Raw genomic sequence first — 21804 nt, 5'->3', positions numbered from 1 at the left:
GCCCTGATAGCAAGTATCGTGCCCAGCGGCGGGACTTCCAGGCATGACCGGTCTCGCGGGCGGGGGGATATGGTCAAATCGGCAACGAAACGGCGCTTCTGTCGCGCCGGCGCGTGGGAATTGTTACCTTAGCAGCCATGCCAGATTCCCCTTCCACCCGGGCCGCGCCGCTCAAGCGCTACGAAGCCGTCGCCGCCGATATCGCCCGGTCCATCCAGGCCGGGACGCTGCGGGCCGGCGACCGCTTGCCGTCCGTGCGGCAGGCCAGCGCCGCGCGCCGCGTCAGCGTGTCCACCATATTCCAGGCGTATTACCTGCTCGAGGCGCGCGGCTACATCCAGGCGCGCGACCGCTCGGGCTATTACGTCAGCCCGACCCGGCGTCCGCCGCCCGAGCCGGAGATATCGCGTCCCGATGGCGACGCCGCGCAGGTGGACGTCGCCGCGCTGGTATTCGACGTCCTTGGGTCCGTGCGCGACCCCGATACCATTCCCCTGGGCTCCGCCTTTCCGGCGCCCACGCTGTTTCCCTTGATGCGTCTGGCGTCTTCGCTGAAGGCGGGCCTGCGGCGCATGCATCCGCGCAGCAGCATCGCCGACATGTTCACGGGCAATGCCGCCCTGCGGCGGCAGATCGCCGTGCGCTACCTGATCGACGGCATGGACGTGCAGGGCGACGACCTGGTCATTACCAATGGCGCGATGGAAGCCTTGCAGCTCGCCCTGCTGGCGGTCACGCGGCCGGGCGACACGGTGCTGATCGAGTCGCCGGCCTTCTATGCCACCCTGCAGGCGCTGGAACGCATGAAGCTGCATGCGGTGGAAGTGCCGACCAGCCCGCGCACGGGTATCCAGCTGGACGCGCTGGCCCAGGCCATCGAACGCCATCGCCCGCGCGCTTGCTGGATCATGTCCAATTTCCAGAACCCCACCGGCAGCCTGATGCCGGACAGCAGCAAGCAGGCGCTGGTGGGGCTGCTGGCCCGACATGGCATCCCGCTGATCGAAGACGACGTCTATGGCGAGCTGTATTTCGGGCGGGTGCGGCCGCTGCCCGCCAAGGCTTATGACCGCGACGGCCTGGTGCTGCATTGCGCGTCTTTCTCGAAATGCCTGGCGCCGGGCTACCGCGTCGGCTGGGTCGCCGCCGGACGCTACGCGCGTGACGTGGAACGTCAGAAGCTGATGACGACGCTGGCTTCCCCCAGTCCCAACCAGCTGGCCCTGGCCGAGTACCTGGACCATGGCGGCTACGACCGCCATCTGCGCCAGCTGCGCCTGACGCTGGCGCGCCAGCAGCAGCTGATGATGGCGGCGCTGGCGCGCCATTTCCCCGAAGGCACGCGGGCCTCGCGCCCGCAGGGCGGGTATTTCCTGTGGGTGCAGTTGCCGCCCGGCGCGGATGCCCTGGCCGTCTACCGTGCGGCTTTGGAGCAGCGCATCAGCGTCGCGCCGGGGCCTATCTTTTCGCCGCGCGGCGAGTTCCGCGACTGCCTGCGGCTGAACTATGGCCATCCCTGGGACGACACCCTGGAAGACGCGATGCGGGTATTGGGCGAGATCGTCGCCCGGCAGGTATCCGCCCGAGGCGACAACCGCGGCGACAACCGCGGCGGTTAACGCCGCGATATGGGCGGAGCTACGGGCGGAGCTACGGGCGGAGATATGGGCGGGCGGCGACAGCGGCGGGTCAGGCCTGGCCGTCCGAGCCCGGGCGCGGGTTCGCCGCGCTGCCGTTGATGCGCCGCTCCACCCGGTGCAGCACATCCAGTATCACCAGCGCCATCAGGGCGCTGACGATCGCCACGACTTCCTTGCCCATGCCCGCCGCGATGCCTATCGCCGCCGTCAGCCAGATGCTGGCCGCGGTGGTCAGTCCGCGGACCTCGCCTTCGGCGCTCGATTTGATGATGGCGCCCGCGCCCAGGAAGCCGATGCCGGCGATCACGCCCTGCAGCACCCGGCTCAAGTCATTGACTTCCATCCCGCCCTGCAGCGGCGCCAATACGAACAGCGCCGCGCCCAGGGCCACCAGCATATGGGTGCGCAGGCCCGCGGCCTTGCCGCTGCGTTCGCGTTCGTAGCCGATCAGGCCGCCCAGCAGCACGGCGATGAGCAGGCGCGTGACGATGCGCGTATAGGCCTGCGCGTCGGCGATATCGGAGAATTCTTCCTGCAGGGTCTGCCACACGGTGGCGGAAAGAGTGGTCATGCGTCGCTCCGTATGGGGATGGGGGCAGGGCGCCGCCGGCGGGCCGTCGCCGGTGTTTTACCACGGGGCCATGCGGGCGGCCGCCGCGCGCCCGAGCGCCGCACGGCGCAAGTCGCGGCGCTCCTGACGATGGCATGGGGATCCGGACCGATGCCGCAACGGTGTGCGACGGGAGAGTTCGGGTTAGTTGGTCCTACATGTGGTCAAACAGTCCTACGAATCACCGCCCGTGCAGGAAGCTTGCCGGGCGGCCTTTCCGTCGCGGGACGCGCGGCGCGCCGGTCCCTGCGCGGCGCGGCCTGACAGACCGGGAATCCTGCCGACGATACAGTGGCCGGCGTTCGCGTGCGGCACGCGCCCGGCGTGCGTGATCCGCGCGCCGCGGCGTCTTTCACGCCCCGTCACGACAGGGCCTTGGAGATTCATCAAATGGCTATACAGTTACCCGGCGCCTCGCCGTCCGCCCTGGGCGCGGCGGGCATGGCTGGCATCGAGACGCCGCGCGGCCGGCTGGGCGCGCGCGTATTCCGGACTTGCAGGAGCCGCGTCACGCGCGCCGCCCGCTCGATCAGCCGGCTGGTGGAGCGGCTGATTCATGCCCGCACCCCCAAGACGACCTTGATCGGCACGCGCCCGGGCGGCGGGCCCCGCGCCAGCCTGGCCAGGCTGGCGCTGCGGCCGGTCACGGGCACGTGCATGATGGGCGGCGCTGACATCCCGGCGATGAGCGGCAGCACGGCCGCGGCCGTCGCGCCCGGCGCGAGGCCATCGGCCGGCGCGGCGCGCATCGACGATCCCGACGGCTCGCCCGGCGCGTGGTCGAGCCGATCGTCGTCCAGTCCCGCCCGGACCACCAGCACTGGCACGCCGGCCGGCAGTCCGGCCTACTGCGGCGTGCGCCTGAAGCCGGGCATCAGCCCCGGTACGCCGCCCGCCCAACAGCCCGATGCCGGGATGCCCCCGCCCTTGCCCGCGCGTTCCAAGCGGCTGGAAGACTTGTTCAACGGCAAGCTCAGCCCGGACAGCATCCGCGGCTCCGGCGCCTGACGCCGCCATCTGACCCGCGGGCCGGCGGCCGCTAGGCGGCCAGGAAGCGCCGGACCGCTTCGTTGAAGGCGCGCGGATTCCCCAGGTTCATGCCATGGGAAGAGCCCGCGATCCGCAGCGACTGCGCGTTCGGCAACCAATCCTGCAGGGCATCGAGCACCGCGGGATAAGGCGGCGGGCTGAGCGCGCCGCCTATCAGCAATGCCGGGTGCGGAACCGACCCGGCGTCCGCCGGCGTCAGCATGTAGGGCGCCTCATGCGCCTGCGCCGTCAGCGTATGCGCGTTGGCGATCACCATATCCTTGAACCAGGGCACCATGCGGCGCCAGGTGTCTTCGCCGCTGACCGTGTCGATGAACAAGGCCAGGCCGGGTTCGATCCTGCCGGCGCGTATGCATTCCAGCGCGCGGCGGCGAAAATCGTCCCGGTTGTCGTCATGCTCGCTCAGCACCAGGCCGGGATCGGCAAGCACCAGCGCGTCCACCTTGTCCGGATACCGACGCGCCAGCTGGAAGCTGACGCGCCCGCCGCGCGAATGTCCCAGGACGTGCGCGCGTCCGCCGCAATGCCGGTCGATGAAGGCCGCCAGCGCGTCCGCATGGTCCTCGACGGAAAAGCCCGCCAGGTCGGTGTCCGCCGCTGCCGGCCAATAACCCGGCAGGCTCACGGAATACACGCGGAAGTCGCGCGACAGCGCCGGCACCTGGGCCTTCCAATAGCGCAGATCGCACAGCGATCCATGCACCAGTACGACGGGCTGGCCGGCGCCATGGACGGCATGCGCCAGGTCGTCGGCGGAGGCGTGATGGATCGGATACGGAAAATCGTGAGGCATCGCGGATGGCGGATTCGTAGCGGCGGGCCGGAACTCGGCGCCTCGATTCTAGCCCGCCCCCGCCCCGCGCCGGACTCGTCAGTCGACGAAGCGGACCGGGAATCCATGCCGGTGCGCGAAGCGCTGCGCGAACTTCCGCATCTGGTAGGCCTGGTAGCCCTTGTTGCGGTAGGCGGCGGCCGCGGCCTGGATATCGCCGTGCGAGATCACCATGCCCCGCACGTCGCGCGAGAACCGCACGTCCGTCTGCATCTGGCACTCGATGTAATTCAGCTTGCCATCGAGGACGCCGGGCAGGCTGCGCTCGCTGCCGCGCGTGGCTGCCCCGCTGGCATAGCGGTAGATCTGCCGCAGCATGAAGGGATGGCAGTAATAGAGCAGCTTGGGCATCTCGTGGAACAGCGCGATGGCCTGGTGTGCCTGGGGCGCCACGCCGCCGTATTCCGCCCGGCGTGCGCGGAAGTCCTTCTCGACGAAAAAGGAGTCCGTATGCGAATAGCTGCTGGCCGCCTTGACGTAGTCCTCCAGGATGAATAAGGATTTTCCGTAGTAATCGCTGCCCACGCCGCCGTTGACGCAGTAGCCGAAGTCCAATGCGCCGTAACGCGGCCGCATCATCGGATACCGCTGCCAGTCGGCGGCGTAGTGCTGGATCTGCATTCGAACCTGCGCGGGTTTTCTGCCGGCGCCGCGCCCCGCATGGTATTCGTCCTTCCCGGGATAATCGAACACCCGCGTCTCGACCTGATCCCGTTGCTTGAGTGAATGGGGCGGCGCCAGGCCCTGCGCTGCGCGTTCGAAGCAGTTGATATAGCTCTCGTAGGCGCACTCCCCCGTGAAGAAAGTCGCGGCATTGAAGTTGATGGTGACGCGTGCATCGGTCAGGACCTTGACCATGGCCTGGAAGTTCCGGCGTTCCAGGTCGCGGGGCGGGCGGCATATGCGCACATAGCGCTGGAAGGCGCGCTCCGTGTAGTCGCCATCGTCCTTCAGGTACTGACGCATTCCCAATACCTGGTTGCGCGCGAGGCGCATGCGGGCGAGGCCAGGGTTGTCGATCGTCGTGGGCATCGATGTCTCCGTCATGTGGTGATCGGCGGAATTGCCTGAGACCAGAACATAGCGTCGTGCCGCGATCATGGCCTGCCGATAAATCTCAAAGTGATCGACGCGCAACATGAGGCGATCCCAGGCGCGCGATTTCTCGACGTCCTCAGATTTCTCGGATTCTGGCGACCGCGGCGCGCACGTAAAGTTTCGTTCGTCGGCGTGCATCCCACAGGATGTGCCTCGCGCAACCCGCATCGCCAGATCGAAGCGACTCGCTTCGTATCGATGCAGCCCCAGTCACAAGCCAGCGTGCTGCTGCCCCAGAGAGACATTATCGTGTCTGTTCAAGACGTACTTCCCGAGCGAGCCGCGCATCAGGATGGCGCCGCGCCGCCGGAGCCCATGCAGGCCTCCGGCGTGGCGTACGGCGTCGTGCGGGAAGCGCCGGGCGACGGTGCGGGGCACGTCCGACAGGGCGCCGGCGTCATGGACCTGGACGCGTATCTGGGCGACATCGCGCCCGACGCGCCTTGCGGTCCCGACCTGCAGTACGACGCCGACTATATCGAGCTGGCCCGCCTCATGCAGGGCACGGCCGCGGTGGAGTACGGCGACATGCGCATCGACGCCGCCGATCCCGACTGGCGGGCGGTCAGGCCGGCGATATCGAAGCTGCTGGCACGTACCCGCGACCTGCGCGTGCTGGTGTGGAACGCACGTTGCCTGACCGGCCTGCATGGACACGCGGGCCTGGCCGACGGACTGGCGCTGCTCGAAGCCAGCATCGAGCGCCATTGGGACCATTTGCATCCCGCCCTGGACGAAGACAAGGATCCGGTGGAGCGCCTGAACACCCTGGTGGCGCTCGATGACGTCGATGGCCTGCTGCGGCAGGCGCGGCTCGCGGCCTTGGTGCGGACGGCGGGTTTCGGCGCCGTGAGCCCGCGGGATATCGAACTCGCCACCGGGGAACTCAGCCCGCGCCAGGGCGAAACCGCGACGGAACCGGCGGTCGTCGAGGCCGCCGTGCATGCCGCCAGCCGCGCGGAAATCGAAACCTGCCTGGCCTGGCTGGAGCAGGCCAGCGCCAGCCTCGAACGCATCGAGGATCTGCTGGCGCGCCGTGTCGAGCCCGGTCACGCGCTGGCCGTGGAGAAGCTGCCCCGGCTTTTGCGCCATGCGGCCAGGGTGTTGCGCGACTACCTGTCGCGCCATCCCGACGTGCTGCGATCCGGCCAGCGCCTGGCGGGGCCGGACACCGCCTCGGGCGAAGCAGTCGCAGGCGGCACCTACGCGGGAATCCATGCAGGCAGCCATGCGGACGGCCATGCCGGCGCGGACCGCGACATCCGCGGCCGCGACGACGTCGCGCGCCTGCTGGACCGCATCTGCGAGTACTACGCGCAACAGGAACCCGGCAGCCCCGTGCCGGTCCTGCTCCAGCGCGCCAAGGGGCTCATCCCCATGAACTTCATCGAGCTCATGTCCGAACTGGCGCCGCAGGGCTCCGCGGAGATCGGCATTCTTCTCGGCATTCGCCCCGAGGTGTCCCTACCCGGTATCGATCCGTCGGAAGCTTATTCAACCCACTAACGGAGATATTCCGGATGGCCAAGGAAAACAGTCAGAAGTCCATCGGGCGCATGCGTCCGCCTCGTGTGCAGATCGAGTACGACGTCGAGGTGAATGGTTCGGAAAAGAAGGTGAACCTGCCCTTCGTCATGGGCGTGATGTCCGACCTGTCCGGACAGTCGCTCGAAGCGCTGCCGCCGGTCGCCGCGCGCAAGTTCCTGGAGATCGACAGCGAGAACTTCGATGATCGCATGGCCGCGATCAAGCCACGCGTGGCCACGTCGGTGCCCAACGCCCTGACCGGCGAGGGCAACCTGGGCGTGGATATCACCTTCGAATGCATGGACGATTTCTCGCCCGCGGCGATCGCGCGCAAGGTCGAGCCGCTGCGCCGGCTGCTGGAAGCGCGCAGCCACCTGTCCAACCTGATGACCTATATGGATGGGAAGGTCAGCGCGGAAGACATGGTCTCCCAGCTGCTGGCCGATCCGGCGCTGATGCAGACGCTCGCGCGGCCGGCCGCGCCAGCCGAAGGCCAGGAAGGACCGGATGCCGGCGCCGGCCAGGCGCCCGCGGCCGACCAGCCGGAAGGCGCGGCACCCCAATCGTAAATTCCCCAGGATACGAGGTTAGAACATGAGTGAAGCAGTGACGGCGGCCGAACAGGCCAACGGACTAGTGGAAATCGAGGGCGCCAGCAGCGATTTCTCGAGCCTGTTGCTGAAGGAATTCAGGCCGAAGAACGACGAGGCCAAACGTGCGGTGGAGCGGTCCATCACCACCCTGGCGGAATACGCCCTCAAGGACGCGACGCTGATTTCGGCCGACGTCATGGATACGGTCCAGGCCATGATCGCCGAGATCGACCGCAAGCTGACGCTGCAGATCAACAGGATCCTGAACTGCGCCGAGTTCCGCGACGTGGAAGGCGCATGGCGCGGCCTGCACTACCTGGTATCGAATACCGAAACCAGCGAGCAGATGAAGATCCGCGTGATGAACGTCTCGAAGACGGATCTGTACAAGACCTTGAAGAAATACAAGGGCTCGGCGTGGGACCAGAGTCCCTTCTTCAAGAAGATCTACGAAGAAGAATTCGGCCAGTTCGGCGGCCAGCCCTACGGCGCCCTGGTGGGCGACTACTACTTCGACAACAGCGCGCGCGACGTCGACCTGCTGACCCAGATCGGCAGGATCTGCGCCGCATCCCATACGCCGTTCTTCGCCGGCGCAGCGCCATCGGTCATGCTGCTGGAGTCCTGGCGCGACCTGGCCAACCCGCGCGACATCAATAAGCTGTTCCAGACGCCGGAACATGCCGCCTGGCGCGCGCTGCGCGAATCCGAGGACTCTCGCTATATCGGCCTGACCTTGCCGCGTTTCCTGGCCCGGACGCCGTACGGCGCGCGCTCCAACCCGGTGGATGAGTTCGCCTTCGAGGAAGACACCGGATCGGGTGACCCGGAACGCTTCACCTGGGCCAACGCGGCGTATGCGATGGCCGTCAACATCAACCGGTCCTTCATCGAATACGGCTGGTGCTCGCGCATCCGCGGCGTGGAGTCGGGTGGCGCCGTGGACGGATTGCCGGTGCACATGTTCCCCACCGACGACGGCGGCGTCGACGTCATCTGCCCGACCGAGGTGGCCATCAGCGATCGCCGCGAAGCCGAATTGTCCAAGGCGGGCTTCCTGCCGCTCGTACACATGAAGAACAGCGGCACCGCCGCCTTCATCGGCGCGCAGTCCCTGCAATTGCCGACCGAATACGACGATCCGGAAGCCACCGCCAACGCCAACCTGTCCGCCCGCCTGCCGTACCTGTTCGCCTGCTGCCGCTTCGCGCATTACCTGAAGTGCATCGCGCGCGACAAGATCGGCTCTTTCAAGACGAAGGAAGAGATGCAGCGCTGGCTGTACCGCTGGATCCTGAAGTACATGGACGGCATGCCGACGCAGTCGTCGGAAATCGTCAAGGCGATGAAGCCGCTCAGCGACGCGGCCGTGACGGTCGAGGAAGTCGAGGGGAATCCCGGCTTCTACACGTCGAAGATCTATCTGAAGCCCCACTACCAACTTGAAGGGCTGACCGTTTCGCTGCGGTTGGTCAGCAAGCTTCCCGCCGTCGAAGGGAAGTAATACGTCGGCCGCGTCATTGCGCCGCCGTATAGGTCCGGCGGCATACCCGCCGCCGGGCCCGGTGTTCGGCATTTTTTGCGTATCACGTATCAGGAGTAACGCATGAACGACATGGATTATAAAGATCAACCGATTCGCTGGACCGGCGATTTCGGCAAGGACATTCCCGGTGCTTGCGAGCTCGCCGGCGCGGAAAAGCAGGTCGACCTGTTCCATGCCAGCTATCAAGCCGGCAACTCCGGGCGTCTGAAGATGGGCGGCCAGATGCGTCCGGGCAGTGTGGTGTACAGCGACGTCACCGTGTCCAAGCCGACGTCGGCGGCCACGCCCAAGCTGGCTTCCGCATTCGACAAGCGGCTCGAGGTGCCCGAAATCACCATCTACCAATACACGCGGGCTGGCGAAAAGACGCCGTCTATCGCCGAAAAGTGGAAGCTGGAGAACTGCTACATCATCGATTTCCAACCGGGCTCCGTGGGCGGTGTCGATAACTTCTCCATCGACTACAAGCGGATCACCATCGACACCTTCGAGGTGATCGACGACGGCACCCTCAAGCCCACCGGCACGCGCGGCTACGACCGCGTCACGCACGAAGCGTTCTGACAGGCGGCTTGAACGGGATGGCGCTTTATCGAAGCGCCACCCCGGTATGGCCGGGCCGCCGATCAGGCGGTCCGGCCGTCTTTCCATCGTTTCTTCATCTGATGGTTGCACACGCGAGATGACCGAACTTGTCAGCAGGAATCGGCTGCAGCCGGCGCTACTGGACAGGCTTACCGACCTGGACCCCGGATCGGCCCTGGAATTGCGCGAGCACAGGGTGATCTCGCTGCGCCAGCTGCGCGAAGGCGTGCTGCGCGACGTTCGCCAGCTGCTCAATGCGCGCCGGCTCCAAATCCCCGGACTGGAGAGCGGGCCGCAAGCGTATCCCGAGATCGCCGGTTCCGTATTGAACGCGGGACTGCCCGACTACGCCGGCAAGGTCGCGTCCAACGTCGACCGGCTGCGGCTGGCGGCGGACATCGCCGAGACCCTGCGGCGCTTCGAACCGCGGATCCTGGTCGATACGCTCAAGGTGTCGCCCGTGCCGCCAGACCAGGACGCCCGGCGCAACACCATGGCCTTCCTGGTCGAGGGCGATCTCTGGGCACAACCGTATCCCGAACGCCTGTACCTGATGACGGAGCTGGACCTGGAAAACGGCCAGATCGCGGTCGCCCCGGGCGCCACACAGGGGCGTGAATGAATCCGGAATTCCTGCGGTACTACAGCGAGGAGCTGCGCTACCTGCGCGAGATGGGCGGCGAGTTCGCCGCAGCCTATCCCAAGATCGCCGGCCGCCTGGGGCTGGAAAGCTTCGAATGCGCCGATCCTTACGTGGAGCGCATGCTGGAAGGCTTCAGCTTCCTGGCGGCGCGGACCCGCATGCGGCTGGAGGCCGAATTCCCCCGCTTCACGCGGCATCTCGCCGAGATGATCTACCCCCAGTATCTTGCGCCCACCCCGTCCATGACGGTGATCCAGCTGCAACCCGAATGGGGGCATCCTGGCCTGGCGCGCGGCTATCGGGTCGGGCGGGGCACGGCCTTGAAAAGTCATCTGGACAAGTTCGGCACGACGCGCTGCGAGTACCGGACCGCGCACGATGTGACGCTCTGGCCGCTGCGCCTCGATGCCGCCGAATACACACCCTGCGTCGGTAGCATCAACGGCGCGCGCATCGACAATGGCCAGCGGCCGGAGGCCATGCTGCGCCTGCGGTTTTCATTGACGGGCGGCATGCCCGCGCATGCCCTGGCGATGGACAAGCTGGTCTTGTTCCTGCGTGGCGCGGACGCGCTGCCGTCCCGGCTCTACGAGCTTCTGGTCGGCCACGTCATCCAGGGCTGGCTGTCGGCGCCCGCGGCGTCGCATGCCGCCGGCCGGGCGGGGGCGGGCACTTCGGCCCGGGGCTGGCTCGCGCCCCTGGGCGCGGACTGCGTCGCCGCGGTGGGACTGTCCGACCACGAAGCGCTGTTGCCGCCATCGCGCCAGGCTTTTCGCGGCTACCGGCTGCTGCAGGAGTACTTCGCCTTTCCGGAAAGATATCTGTTCGTCGCGCTGCATGGCCTGGGCGATGCCTTGCGGGGCCGCGACGACTCCGCCTTCGACGTCGTGCTGCTGCTGGACAACCACGACCCGCATCTCGAACGCGTCATCGGCCCGTCGAACTTCTGCCTGAACTGCACGCCGGCGATCAACCTGTTTCCCTGCCGTTCCGACCGGCTCATCCTGGATCCGGGCAAGTTCGAGTTCCACGTCGTACCGGATCGCAGCCGGCCCATCGACCTCGAAATCCATGGCGTGGAGGCGGCCCACGGTTACGGCGCGTCCGATACCCGGCCGCGCACGTTCGAGCCGTTCTTCCGGGTCCGCGATCCGGAAGCGCAGCGCCGTGCCGGCGGGGGCTTTTTCCAGCTGCGCCGCGAGCCGCGCCGGGCAACGCAGCGGGAACTGCGTGACGGTCCGCGGTCGCGCTACATGGGCAGCGACGTGTTCATCGCCTTGCTCGATATGGACGCCGCGCCGTTGAGCGAGGACATCCGGCAGCTGGGGCTGGACGTACTGTGCACCAATCGCGACCTGCCGCTGTCGATGCCCGTGGGTGTGGGCACCACCGATTTTTTCTTCGATGACGAAATGCCGGTGCGCGGCATCCGCTGCGTGGCCGGGCCGAGCGAACCGCGGCCCGGCATGACGGCCAATGCATCGACCTGGCGCCTGCTGAACCACCTGGCGCTCAATCACCGCTCGCTGTTCGACGACGAGGGCGCGGGCGGGCGCGGCATACGGGAGCTGCTGGACCTGTACTGCCACGAGACCGACGTCGTCGGCAGGCGCCAGATCTCCGGCATCGCCGGCGTGCGATCGCGCGGGATCACCCGCAGGTTGCCCACGCCGGGGCGCGCGGCCTTCGGGCGCGGCCTGGAAGTCACACTGACCCTGGACGACGGCGCCTTCCAGGGCGGCGGCGCCTTTCTTTTCTCCGCTGTGCTGCAGGCCTTCTTCGCGGGCTATGTGTCGATCAACCACTTTGCCGAAACCCTCGTGCGCACGCCCACACGGGGCGAGATCATGCGATGGGCCGGCACGGAGGGCCTGTGCCACACCCTGTAGGTCCGGACGGGCCGCTGGCTCGCGACACGCGGCGTTTCGGCTTCTTCCAGGCGCTGCGGCTCATCGAGGCCGCGCATCGCGACCGGCCGCGGCTGGGCTATTCACGGCATCCTCGCGACGATGCGGTCAGGCTCGGACAGCGGCCCCGCCTGGGTTTCGTCGCGGCCGAACTGGACGCCTACCAGCCGGCCGGCGACGACCGGCCGGCGCGGCTGTCGGTGAATGTCGGCGGCCTGTTCGGCGTGAACGGCCCCATGCCCTTGCACCTGGCCGAGTACGTGCACAACCGCATCGCGCACGCCGGCGACGCGACGCTCGCCGCGTTCGCCGACGTGTTCCACCATCGCCAGCTATGCCTGTTCTACCGGGCCTGGGCGGCCGGCCAACCCGTGGTGGGGATGGACCCGGAGCGGCCTGCGTCCGCCGGCTATGGCTACTACGTCGGCAGCCTGTGCGGCTGGTCCGGCGCGGTCGCGGGCGCGGCAAGTCCAGGCGAACGGAATGTCGCGGATGTGGGAGACGTGTTGGACAGGCTGCAGTTCTGCGGCCTCCTGTCCACGCGCACCCGTCACGCCAGCGGCCTGGGGCTGCTGCTGGGCCAGTACTTCGACCTGCCCGTGCGGATCATGCAGTTCGTCGGTACGTGGTTGCGGCTGGGCGCCGGCGACCGCACCCGGTTGGGCGGCAGGGCCTCCCGCCATCCACTGGGCCGCGGCCTGGTCATCGGCAGGCGCGTGTGGGACCGGCAGAGCAAATTCCGCGTGCTGATCGGGCCGGTCGGGGCCGGCGACATGCGGCGCCTGCTGCCCGGCACCGCCAGCCACCGGCGGCTCGTCGATTGGGTCCGGCTCTACACCGGCGGGCTGCTGGAATGGGATATCGAACTGCGCCTGACGCGCGAAGCCGCGGCATGCATGCGGCTGGATGGCCACGCGCGGCTGGCATACACCAGCTGGCTGGGCCGTCGCACGGCCGCCGGCGTAACGCCCGCCGTGCGTATCCAGCCGCGCGAAAACACTTACTCCAGGCGCTGACCGGCGCGACCAAGGACCTTGAAATATGGCGGAAATCAGCCGCGCTGCTTTATTCGGCAAACTCTCCCCGCTCGCCTATCGAGCCATGGAAAGCGCCACCACTTTCTGCAAACTGCGCGGCCACGCGCACGTCGAACTGGAACACTGGCTGCACCAGGTCCTCCAGTCCCATGACTCGGACCTGCTGCGCGTCCTGCGCCATTTCCAGATCGACAACGCCGCCTTGGCGCGGGATCTGACGGCCGCGCTGGATCGGCTGCCGCCCGGCGCGGGCAGGACGCTGGATCTTTCCAGCCAGCTCGAAGAAGCGGCCGAACGCGGCTGGATGTACGCGTCGCTGCAGTACGGGCAAGTCCAGGTGCGCACCGCGCACCTGCTGCTGGGCATGCTGCGCACGCCATCGTTGCGGCGGGCGCTGATCGGCATCTCGCGCCAGTTCGCCGCCATCGACCATGCCGTCCTGGACGAGGGCTTCGGCGCGTGGCTGCGCGGTTCGCCGGAAGAAGGCGCCACCGGCGCCGACGGCCTGCTGGAGGGCATGCCGCCCAACCAGGCCGCGGGATCGCCGCCGGGGCAGGAGCCCGGCCAGCAGGCGCTGCAACGCTACACCGTCGACCTGACCGCGCTGGCCCGCGACGGCAAGCTGGACCCCATCGTCGGCCGCGACGACGAGATCCGCCAGGTTATCGACATCCTGCTGCGGCGGCGCCAGAACAATCCCATCCTGACGGGCGAGGCCGGCGTCGGCAAAACCGCCGTGGTCGAAGGGCTGGCACAGCGCATCGTGGCGGGCAATGTCCCGCCCATGTTGCGCGACGTGGCGCTGCGCACGCTGGACGTGGGCCTGCTGCAGGCCGGCGCCGGCGTGAAGGGCGAATTCGAACAGCGCCTGCGCCAGGTGATCGACCAGGTGCAGGCGGCGGAAAAGCCCATCATCCTGTTCGTCGACGAAGCGCATACCCTGGTGGGCGCCGGCGGCGCGGCGGGCACCGGCGACGCGGCGAACCTGCTGAAGCCGGCCCTGGCGCGGGGCACCTTGCGCACCATCGCTGCGACTACGTGGGCCGAGTACAAGCGCCATATCGAGAAAGACCCGGCCCTGACGCGGCGCTTCCAGCCTGTCGCCGTCGACGAGCCCGACGAACAGAAGGCGCTGCGCATGCTGCGCAGCCTGGTGGCGCCCATGGAGTCGCACCACGGCGTCCATATCCTGGACGACGCGCTGCGGGCGACGGTGCGGCTCAGCCATCGCTACATTCCCGACCGCCAGCTGCCGGACAAGGCGGTCAGCCTGCTCGATACCGTCTGCGCGCGCGTGGCGGTCAGCCGGCATGCGACGCCCGCGGCCCTGGACCGCCGCCGCGCCGACATCGATGCCTTGCGCGCCGAACTGGCCTTGCTGGAGCGCGAGGCCGCGCTGGGCCTGGGCGACGGCGCGCGCGCGGCCGACATCGCGGCCGCGCTGGTGCGCGAGGAGCAGGCCCGCATCGCGCTGGAAGCGCGCTGGAACGCCGAGGCGGCGCTGGTCGCCCGGATCGCGCGATGCCGCGCCAGGCTGATCGAAGCCGGAGCGGAAACCGAAGCGGAAACTCAAGGCGACGTTCCCGCGCCGGACTGCCTGGCCGAGCTCGCGCGGCTGGAGGCCGAACTGGTATCGACCCAGGACGACCAGCCCCTGGTGGCTGCCTGCGTGGACCGGCATGCGGTGGCCGCCGTCGTGCAGGATTGGACCGGCATTCCCGTGGGCCGGATGCTGAACGACGAAATCGACGGCCTGCTCGAACTCGACAGGACGCTCGACCGCCGCATCGTCGGCCAGCCCGCGGCCACGGCATGCATCGCCCGCCGCATCCAGACGGCGCGCGCGGGGCTGGACCGTCCCGGCCGTCCCGTCGGCGTGTTCCTGCTCGCCGGCCCGTCCGGCGTCGGCAAGACCGAGACCGCGCTGGCCCTGGCCGACGTGCTTTACGGCGGCGAGCACAACGTCATCACCCTGAATATGAGCGAGTACCAGGAAGCCCATACGGTTTCCACCCTGAAGGGCGCGCCGCCCGGCTACGTCGGCTATGGGGAAGGCGGCGTCCTGACCGAGGCCGTGCGGCGCCGTCCTTACAGCGTCGTGCTGCTGGACGAAGTGGAAAAAGCCCATCCCGACGTGCATGAGGTCTTCTACCAGGTGTTCGACAAAGGCTGGATGGAAGACGGGGAAGGGCGGGTGATCGACTTCAGCAATTGCCTGATCCTGCTCACCACCAACGCGGGTTCGGACGTGATCGAACGCCTGTGCGTGGACGATGCCCCATACCCCGCGCCGGAACAGCTGCTGGAAGCGCTGCGCGCGCCGCTGCTGCAGGTATTCCCGCCCGCCCTGCTGGGCCGGATGACCGCCATTCCCTATTACCCGCTGGCGCCGGCGAACCTGCGCCGCATCGTGCGCCTGCAGCTCGACCGCCTGGCGCAACGCCTGCATGGCAGCGACGCGCTGTCCTTCTCCTATACGGACGCGGTGGTCGACGAGATCACCGCCCGCTGCAACGAAAGGCAGAGCGGCGCGCGCCTGGTCGACGCGGTGCTGATGCAGGCGGTATTGCCCGGCGTCGGCCGGCGCCTGCTGGAGTGGCGCAAGCAAGGACGGGTGCCGCGCGAGATCCGCGTGGATGCCGGCGACGGCGAATTCCGCTACGCGCTCAGCGACGCAAGCACGGAGGCTGCCGATGGCGAGTGACGCGCAAGGCGAACGGCCCTTGCGGATATCCGGCGCCCGGCTTCCGGCCGACACCTTGCTGCACGACGTGAAAGGCCGCGAGCGCCTGGGCCGGCCCTACAAGATCAAGATCCTGTTTTCCTGCGCGAACGGCGAGCCGTCGCCCAGTTTCCTCGGCAGCAATGTCTGCATCACCGTGCGGGGGCAGCGCGGCGACCGCTTCCTGAACGGGATCGTCGCGCAGTTCAGCCTGCTGGAGCTGGGTGTACTGACCAGGAATGCCGAACTGCCCCGGAAGGCCTACCGCGCGATCATCCGCCCGACGGTGTGGCGATTGACGCGGTCCTCGCATTGCCGTTTTTTCCATGACCAGTCGGTGCCGGATATCGTGCGGGTGCTGCTGGACGAGCGCAAGGTCGGGTTCCGCAACGCCTGCACCCGGTCCTATCCCAAGCTGGACCATTGCACGCAGTACCGCGAGACGGACTTCAACTTCCTCAACCGCCTGCTGCAGCGGGAAGGCATCTACTACTACTTCGAGCACCAGCAGGACGGTACGGACACGCTGGTCCTGGTGGACGACACGCAGCAGCATGAAGCCATCAAGGACTACCGAACGATCCCCTTCGACCCTGTCAGGCGTGATCGGGACGGCGGGGCCGCCGCCGATGCCGTCTACGACTGGCGTGCATCGCGACGCGTCGTGGCGGGATTGAGCGAGGCCAATGCCTTCGATTATCTGAACGTCGGCCGTAGCGCCTCCGGGGGCCTGAAGGCCAAGGCCGACGACCCGGCCGGAGACAAGGACTACGAGCACCAGGAGCCGGCACGCTGGTATGTCGACGACGCTGTGGGAAAGCGCTATGCCCGCGTCCAGCTCGACACGCATCTGGCACGCGCCGCGCGGGTGCATGGCCGCGCCACCGCCGTGGGCGTGGCCGCCGGCGGCTGGTTCGGCCTGTCCGGCCACCCGTGCACGGAGCAGGACGGCGATTACCTGGTCACCGACGTGAAGTACCGGATGAACGATGGACAGCGGCTCCTGGCGCGCAAGGCGGCGGGCGGCCGGCATCGCGCGCTGTTCGACTGCCGGTTCGCGGCGATCCCGCGCAACAGCCATTACTACCCGGCGCCGTGGGCGCACGTCCCCAACGTCGGTCCGCAGACCGCCACGGTCGTCGCGCCGGACGGCGACGACTTCGCCACCGACGCGCATGGTTGCGTCAAGGTGCGGTTCCATTGGGAACAATTCAATCCGCCCGCGGCCGGCAAGATCATGCAGCGCTGCTGGGTGCGCGTCGCGCAGCCCTGGGCCGGCGGCCGTTGGGGCGCCATGTTCCTGCCGCGCAAGGATCATGAAGTCCTGGTCCACTTCCTGAATGGCGATCCCGACAAGCCGCTGGTGGTGGGCGGCCTTTACAACGGCAAGAACAAGCCGCCCTATGTATTGCCCGATGCCGCCGCGGTGTCGACTTTCCATACGCAGGGCACGGGCGGCAAGAATGCCGGCAAGCGCAACGAGCTGCGCTTCAACGACGACAAGCTGCAGATCCTGCTCTACACCGACGGCAACCAGGACAACTATATCGAGCGCGACAGCCTGGCCTACGTCGGCCAGGATTCCCACACCATCGTGAAGAACGCCCATCTGGTCGAAGCGAAATCACAGCACGTCACGGTGAACGAAAGCCAGCTGACGCGCGCGCGCGACGTGTCGCTGAACGCCAGCCTGGCCATCGTCCATGAAGCCGGCGAAAAATACGTGGTCAAGAGCGAGCTCGTGCACGTCAAGGCCGGCGCGACGCTGGTCCTGGAGGCCACCGCCATGCTGTCGCTCAAGGTCGGCGACAGCTTCGTCTCGGTGACGCCTGCCGGCGTGCAGATATCGGGGCCGATGGTGCTGCTGAACTCGGGCGGCGCCGCCGGCAGCGGGCCGGGCGGCTCCACCACCGCGCCCGACCATCCCAGGAAGGCCGACGACGGCACGTCGGTGAAGCGGAACTGACATGGCCCTGCCCGTCGTACTTGGCGCCGAGCTGATGTGCACGTTCGGCACCGCGCCGTCCACGCTGATCGTGGAGCCCGAGTCGCGTGTCCTCGTCGAAGGGCGGCCCGCCGCCAACATCGAGGACAACAAGCCCTTGCTCAACATCACGCCCTTCCTGATGTGCATGTCGCTGGCGAATCCGGAAGTGGAGGCGGCGACCACGGCCGCCTTGGGCGTGCTGACGCCCATGCCATGCATTCCCATCGTCGAGGCGCCCTGGCTGCCGGGCGCGCCCACCGTGCTGGTGGGCGGCTTGCCGGCGCTGGACAACAACTCGCGTTGCATGTGCCAGTGGGCCGGCGTCATCTCCGTCGTCGTGCCGGGCTGCGTGCGCACCATGGTGCCCTGAGCCTACGATTTTTCCCGGTGTCCGGACCGCCGGATGATGCGATCCTCTCCTCAGGCATCGGATTCCTTAAGGGTATCGATCGTACCGGTCTCGCGCGGCGCGCATCCAGACCCCTGACCATGGGGCGCCTGGGTGGCGCGGCGGGGGATCAATTCGGCGCCGCCGCGAACCAACGCGCCGGCCGCTTCGAGGATGAGCAGATGAACGACAATTTCTGGAACACCTTCAATACCCGCGCGGGCGCGCTGGATGCGCTGGCCCGTGTCGACCTGCTGGCCGGCGATCCCGCCCTGGACCGCCGGCTGGCCGTGCTGGCGGACGCCGATCCGCTGGGCCTGCGCACGCCGCGCCGGCCGTTGCCGGGCTACCGCGAGGCGGCCGCGCGCGACACCGCCTCGCCAGAGCACTACGCCTGCAGGCTGCCCACGCAGGCGGGCTTGGCAACGGCAGGGTGCCCGGACGCCGATGCATGAGTGCCGACGCCTTGCCGCGCGCCTGCTGACCACCAGTTGCCTGCTCGCATGCCTGGCGGCATGCGGCACGGCCGACGTCGTCGACCGAGACATCCATCTGCGGCTGAAGGCCGCGCCGGATCTCAACCCGGACGGCGCAGGGCGGCCTTCTCCCGTGATCGTGCGTATCTACGAGCTGGCGCAGTCCGACGATTTCTGCCAGGCGAATTTCTTCGACCTGTACGACAACGACAAGCGCATCCTGGGGAAGGATCTGCTGTCGCGTTCGGTGCTGGCGGTCCGGCCCGGCCAACGGCTCGCATTGCGTCCATCGCTCGTACCGGGCGCGCGTTACCTGGCCGTGCTCGTTGCCTACCGGGACATCTATCGCGCCCGATGGCGGGCCGTGGTCGGCCTTCCGGACAGTGGTGATGTCGATTGGGTGGTGACGCTGGCGGCGGGCAGCGTGGCCGTGGCCGAGCGCGACGGCAAGAATGATTTGGGTTCCTGGAAGGAGGGGATTGATGTACTGGAACAATAAGATCGTCTGGTCGGAAGGCATGCTGCTGCAGCAGCAACATCTGCAGCAGCATGATCGCTACTGGCGCAATTACATCGACGGGCGCCTGGGTCGCGGTCCGCGGCGCTGGGGTTTTTCCAGGCTGGAGCTGGACGAGCACCAACTGGCCCTGGGCAAGCTGGCGTTGCTGGCCTGCGAGGGCATCATGCCGGACGGCACGCCCTTCAGCCTGCCGGTGGACGACGATCTGCCAGGGGCGCGCGACGTGCCCGATGGCACGCGCGACGTGCTGGCGGTGCTCGCGTTGCCGCTGGCCCGGCCCGGCGCGCCCGAGGCTGCGGCCGATGATGTGGCCGATGATGTGGTCGGTAATCCGGGGGCGGCCCCGGCCCGCTACCGCATCGCCGAATACACGGTCCATGACAGCAATGCCGACGCGGACCAGGATGCCCTGCTGCAGGTCGGACGGTTGCGCCTGCGCCTGGCGTTCGACCATGAAGTCGCGGAAGGCCATGCGGTGCTGGGCGTGGTTCGCATACTCGAACGCCGTTCCGACGGCACGGTCTTACTGGATCGCGCCTACTGCCCGCCGGTGATCGACTGCCGCGCCGCGCCGCGCCTGGTCCGGCTCACGGACGAACTGGTCGGCCTGCTGGGCCAGCGCGGCGCGGCGTTGGCCGACCGCCTGGTTCGGCCGACGACCCACGGCGCGGCCGAGATCGCCGAATTCCTGCTGCTGCAGCTGGTCAATCGCGCCGAGCCCTTTTTTTCGCACCTGGCGGCGGCGGGCGGCTTGCATCCGGAACATCTTTATCGCGAGATGCTGCGGCTGGCGGGCGAGCTGGCCTGCTTCAGCCAGGGCGACCGGCGGCCGCCCAAGCTGCCGCCCTATCGGCACGATGGCCTGGACAGCTGCTTCCAGCCGCTCATGGAATACCTGCGGCGCGCGCTGTCGGCCGTGATCGAGCCGCAGGCCATCCCCATCCCGCTGGAAGAAGGCCAGTTCGGGATGCGCGTGGGGCGCATCCCGGACGTGGGTCTGCTGCGTACCGCCAGCTTCGTGCTCGCGGCGGGCGCGGACCTGCCGGCCGATGCGCTGTGGGCCAGCCTGCCCGCCAAGCTCAAGGTCGGACCGGTGGAAAAGATCCACGACCTGGTCACGCTGCAATTGCCGGGCATCGCCTTGCGCACGCTGCCGGTCGCCCCCCGGCAGTTGCCGTTCCACGCCAACCGCTGCTATTTCGCCCTGGATGCATCCGATGAACTATGGGCGGATCTGCCGGTTTCCGCCGGCATCGCGCTGCACGTGGCGGGCGATTTCCCCGGCCTGCGCCTCGAGCTGTGGGCCATACGGCAATGAGGATGTTGGATTACCCGGTGTCGACGGACAGCGCCGCCGTCGTCGACACCACCTTCGCCGCCACGCCGTTGTTCCTGCCGCGCCACGCGCTGAATCCGCTGGTCGAGGCGGCGCATCCCCTGCTCGAACTGGGCATGCTGTTGCGGCATGGCCGCCAGCCGCCGCCGCTGCCGCTGGAAGAGCTGCGCCGCCGGCTGGCGCTGATGGTGCGCAACTTCGTCGATGCCTGCGCCCACGTGCCGACGGACACCGTGGCGGCCGCCCGCTATTGCCTCTGCACCTATCTGGACGAAGCCGTCGCCGCCACGCCCTGGGGCGGCGAGGCCTGGTCCGCGCGCAGCCTGCTGGTCATCTTCCACGGGGAAGCATCGGGCGGCGAGCGCTTCTTCACCATCCTGCATGAACTGTCGCGCGATCCCTCGGCCAACATCGATGTGCTGGAGCTCTTGTCCGTGATACTGGCGCTGGGCATGCAGGGCCGCTATCGCCTGTCGCCGCAGGGCGTGGCCGCGCTGGGCCAGGTCCGCCAGAAGCTGCGCGGCCTGATCCGCAATGTGCGGGGCGCGCCGGATTCCGCCCTGTCGCCACGCTGGCGCGGCGACAGCGCGGGCAACCGCCGCGTCGGCCTGCTGCGGCCGCTGTGGTGGGTCATGGCGGGCCTGTTCTTCGCCCTGGTGTCCTTCTACGGCTGGCTGGAGCTGCGCTTGCGCCAGCAGGCCGAAACCGTCGCGCTGGCGCGCGAGGCCGTGCGGGTGAAGGTTCCCGTCGTCGTCCCGCCGGAACGCGACACCGCCCCGCCCGCGCCGGCGGCCGCCCCGTCGCTCCCGCCGCTCGCGTCGTTCGCGGACGAACTCGACCGGATCCTCGCCGCCGACGTCGATGCGCGACGGCTGCGCATCGACCACCAGACGGGTCGTGTCGTCCTGACGCTGGGTAGCGATGCCTTGTTCGCCTCCGGCAGCGCGCGCGTCCCCGCCGCCGATCTGCCCTTGATCCGCCGGATCGGCGATGCCCTGCGCATCGTGCCCGGACAGGTCCTGGTCGTCGGGCACACCGACGATCAGCGGCCCGCGCCCGGCGCGCCCTCCAACTGGGCGCTTTCCTTGGCCCGCGCCACGCAGGTGGTGGAGCTGCTGCGCCAGGAAACCGACCAGCCGCAGCGCTTCCTGGCGCAAGGGAAGGGCAGCAGCGAACCCGTGGCGTCCAACGACACGCCCGCGGGCCAGGCCCGCAACCGGCGCGTCGTCATCACCCTGCTGGCGCCGGGCGCTTCGCCATAGCGCGCTTCATCACCGGCCTTCCCTCTGGCGGCAGGCCAGGCCCGC

Annotated in this window: 19 protein-coding genes; 16 read left to right on the top strand and 3 right to left on the bottom strand. The window is 68.3% G+C overall.

The features are described from left to right. Nucleotides 1–137 precede the first annotated feature (137 nt). Nucleotides 138–1619, top strand: a complete 1482-nt coding sequence (locus CAL26_RS21665; RefSeq protein ID WP_094848778.1) for an aminotransferase-like domain-containing protein — start codon at nucleotides 138–140, stop codon at nucleotides 1617–1619. 70 nt (nucleotides 1620–1689) lie between these two features. On the opposite strand, the gene CAL26_RS21660 is transcribed toward CAL26_RS21665, so the two are convergent. Beyond that, complete coding sequence (locus CAL26_RS21660; protein WP_094848777.1) at nucleotides 1690–2211, bottom strand: MgtC/SapB family protein; 522 nt, start codon at nucleotides 2209–2211, stop codon at nucleotides 1690–1692. Nucleotides 2212–2640: 429 nt separating this feature from the next. Between CAL26_RS21660 and CAL26_RS21655 the strand changes: the two genes are divergently transcribed. Beyond that, on the top strand, nucleotides 2641–3258 hold the full coding sequence (locus CAL26_RS21655; protein ID WP_094848776.1) for a hypothetical protein: 618 nt from the start codon (nucleotides 2641–2643) through the stop codon (nucleotides 3256–3258). A 31-nt stretch (nucleotides 3259–3289) separates the two neighbouring features. On the opposite strand, the gene CAL26_RS21650 is transcribed toward CAL26_RS21655, so the two are convergent. Next, a complete protein-coding gene (locus CAL26_RS21650) occupies nucleotides 3290–4093 on the bottom strand; it encodes an alpha/beta fold hydrolase (RefSeq protein WP_094848775.1) in 804 nt (267 codons plus the stop codon). A gap of 78 nt (nucleotides 4094–4171) precedes the next feature. After that, a complete protein-coding gene (locus CAL26_RS21645) occupies nucleotides 4172–5164 on the bottom strand; it encodes a DUF3626 domain-containing protein (protein ID WP_179283428.1) in 993 nt (330 codons plus the stop codon). A gap of 315 nt (nucleotides 5165–5479) precedes the next feature. Here CAL26_RS21645 and tssA point away from each other — a divergent pair, with 315 nt between their 5' ends. The 14 genes from tssA to icmH all read left to right on the top strand — a co-directional run bounded on the left by tssA (nucleotide 5480) and on the right by icmH (nucleotide 21759). Then, complete coding sequence (tssA, locus tag CAL26_RS21640) at nucleotides 5480–6736, top strand: type VI secretion system protein TssA (RefSeq protein ID WP_179283427.1); 1257 nt, start codon at nucleotides 5480–5482, stop codon at nucleotides 6734–6736. A gap of 14 nt (nucleotides 6737–6750) precedes the next feature. Next, nucleotides 6751–7326 (top strand): type VI secretion system contractile sheath small subunit, encoded by a 576-nt coding sequence (gene tssB, locus CAL26_RS21635; protein WP_094848772.1) that lies wholly within the window; start codon nucleotides 6751–6753, stop codon nucleotides 7324–7326. Between the two features lie 25 nt (nucleotides 7327–7351). Beyond that, entirely contained in the window at nucleotides 7352–8854 is a 1503-nt protein-coding gene (gene tssC, locus CAL26_RS21630) for a type VI secretion system contractile sheath large subunit (protein ID WP_094848771.1), read from the top strand. Nucleotides 8855–8956: 102 nt separating this feature from the next. Continuing rightward, a complete protein-coding gene (locus CAL26_RS21625) occupies nucleotides 8957–9460 on the top strand; it encodes a type VI secretion system tube protein Hcp (RefSeq protein WP_094848770.1) in 504 nt (167 codons plus the stop codon). A 118-nt stretch (nucleotides 9461–9578) separates the two neighbouring features. Further along, nucleotides 9579–10103: a type VI secretion system baseplate subunit TssE gene (tssE, locus tag CAL26_RS21620; protein ID WP_094848769.1), complete on the top strand. Its 525-nt coding sequence runs from the start codon at nucleotides 9579–9581 to the stop codon at nucleotides 10101–10103. Continuing rightward, nucleotides 10100–12013, top strand: a complete 1914-nt coding sequence (gene tssF, locus CAL26_RS21615; RefSeq protein WP_094848768.1) for a type VI secretion system baseplate subunit TssF — start codon at nucleotides 10100–10102, stop codon at nucleotides 12011–12013. Before tssE ends, tssF begins: the two co-directional genes overlap by 4 nt. Further along, nucleotides 11998–13047, top strand: a complete 1050-nt coding sequence (gene tssG, locus CAL26_RS21610) for a type VI secretion system baseplate subunit TssG (protein ID WP_256988554.1) — start codon at nucleotides 11998–12000, stop codon at nucleotides 13045–13047. The genes tssF and tssG overlap by 16 nt, the downstream gene beginning before the upstream one ends. A gap of 25 nt (nucleotides 13048–13072) precedes the next feature. Beyond that, a complete protein-coding gene (gene tssH, locus CAL26_RS21605) occupies nucleotides 13073–15772 on the top strand; it encodes a type VI secretion system ATPase TssH (RefSeq protein WP_094848766.1) in 2700 nt (899 codons plus the stop codon). Next, nucleotides 15762–17756: a type VI secretion system Vgr family protein gene (locus tag CAL26_RS21600; protein WP_179283426.1), complete on the top strand. Its 1995-nt coding sequence runs from the start codon at nucleotides 15762–15764 to the stop codon at nucleotides 17754–17756. The genes tssH and CAL26_RS21600 overlap by 11 nt, the downstream gene beginning before the upstream one ends. A 1-nt stretch (nucleotide 17757) precedes the next feature. Continuing rightward, nucleotides 17758–18147: a DUF4280 domain-containing protein gene (locus tag CAL26_RS21595; protein WP_094848764.1), complete on the top strand. Its 390-nt coding sequence runs from the start codon at nucleotides 17758–17760 to the stop codon at nucleotides 18145–18147. A 200-nt stretch (nucleotides 18148–18347) separates the two neighbouring features. Continuing rightward, a complete protein-coding gene (locus tag CAL26_RS28405; protein WP_179283425.1) occupies nucleotides 18348–18620 on the top strand; it encodes a hypothetical protein in 273 nt (90 codons plus the stop codon). Next, complete coding sequence (tssJ, locus tag CAL26_RS21590) at nucleotides 18613–19140, top strand: type VI secretion system lipoprotein TssJ (RefSeq protein WP_179283424.1); 528 nt, start codon at nucleotides 18613–18615, stop codon at nucleotides 19138–19140. Before CAL26_RS28405 ends, tssJ begins: the two co-directional genes overlap by 8 nt. After that, nucleotides 19124–20479 carry a type VI secretion system baseplate subunit TssK gene (tssK, locus tag CAL26_RS21585; RefSeq protein WP_094848762.1) on the top strand — a complete coding sequence of 452 codons (1356 nt, stop codon included), beginning with the start codon at nucleotides 19124–19126 and terminating at the stop codon, nucleotides 20477–20479. The genes tssJ and tssK overlap by 17 nt, the downstream gene beginning before the upstream one ends. Before the next feature lie 17 nt (nucleotides 20480–20496). Next, the gene (gene icmH / locus CAL26_RS21580) at nucleotides 20497–21759 is read left to right on the top strand and encodes a type IVB secretion system protein IcmH/DotU (RefSeq protein WP_179283423.1); all 1263 of its coding nucleotides are present in this window, start codon (nucleotides 20497–20499) and stop codon (nucleotides 21757–21759) included. The last annotated feature ends 45 nt before the right edge of the window (nucleotides 21760–21804 follow it).

Source organism: Bordetella genomosp. 9 (genome assembly GCF_002261425.1).
Lineage (GTDB): Bacteria > Pseudomonadota > Gammaproteobacteria > Burkholderiales > Burkholderiaceae_B > Bordetella_C.
Note: the sequence above shows the minus strand (reverse complement) of the source record. Positions and strands in the feature narration are given on the sequence as shown.

Excerpts from the sequence above, each read along its gene's own strand:
- CAL26_RS21650 (WP_094848775.1), bottom strand. The coding sequence starts at position 4,093 with ATGCCTCACGATTTTCCGTATCCGATCCATCACGCCTCCGCCGACGAC.
- tssE (WP_094848769.1), top strand. The coding sequence starts at position 9,579 with ATGACCGAACTTGTCAGCAGGAATCGGCTGCAGCCGGCGCTACTGGAC.
- CAL26_RS21625 (WP_094848770.1), top strand. The coding sequence starts at position 8,957 with ATGAACGACATGGATTATAAAGATCAACCGATTCGCTGGACCGGCGAT.
- CAL26_RS21665 (WP_094848778.1), top strand. The coding sequence starts at position 138 with ATGCCAGATTCCCCTTCCACCCGGGCCGCGCCGCTCAAGCGCTACGAA.
- CAL26_RS21595 (WP_094848764.1), top strand. The coding sequence starts at position 17,758 with ATGGCCCTGCCCGTCGTACTTGGCGCCGAGCTGATGTGCACGTTCGGC.
- CAL26_RS28405 (WP_179283425.1), top strand. The coding sequence starts at position 18,348 with ATGAACGACAATTTCTGGAACACCTTCAATACCCGCGCGGGCGCGCTG.
- tssB (WP_094848772.1), top strand. The coding sequence starts at position 6,751 with ATGGCCAAGGAAAACAGTCAGAAGTCCATCGGGCGCATGCGTCCGCCT.
- tssK (WP_094848762.1), top strand. The coding sequence starts at position 19,124 with ATGTACTGGAACAATAAGATCGTCTGGTCGGAAGGCATGCTGCTGCAG.
- tssC (WP_094848771.1), top strand. The coding sequence starts at position 7,352 with ATGAGTGAAGCAGTGACGGCGGCCGAACAGGCCAACGGACTAGTGGAA.
- tssJ (WP_179283424.1), top strand. The coding sequence starts at position 18,613 with ATGCATGAGTGCCGACGCCTTGCCGCGCGCCTGCTGACCACCAGTTGC.
- CAL26_RS21655 (WP_094848776.1), top strand. The coding sequence starts at position 2,641 with ATGGCTATACAGTTACCCGGCGCCTCGCCGTCCGCCCTGGGCGCGGCG.
- tssH (WP_094848766.1), top strand. The coding sequence starts at position 13,073 with ATGGCGGAAATCAGCCGCGCTGCTTTATTCGGCAAACTCTCCCCGCTC.
- CAL26_RS21660 (WP_094848777.1), bottom strand. The coding sequence starts at position 2,211 with ATGACCACTCTTTCCGCCACCGTGTGGCAGACCCTGCAGGAAGAATTC.
- CAL26_RS21645 (WP_179283428.1), bottom strand. The coding sequence starts at position 5,164 with ATGCCCACGACGATCGACAACCCTGGCCTCGCCCGCATGCGCCTCGCG.
- tssF (WP_094848768.1), top strand. The coding sequence starts at position 10,100 with ATGAATCCGGAATTCCTGCGGTACTACAGCGAGGAGCTGCGCTACCTG.
- CAL26_RS21600 (WP_179283426.1), top strand. The coding sequence starts at position 15,762 with ATGGCGAGTGACGCGCAAGGCGAACGGCCCTTGCGGATATCCGGCGCC.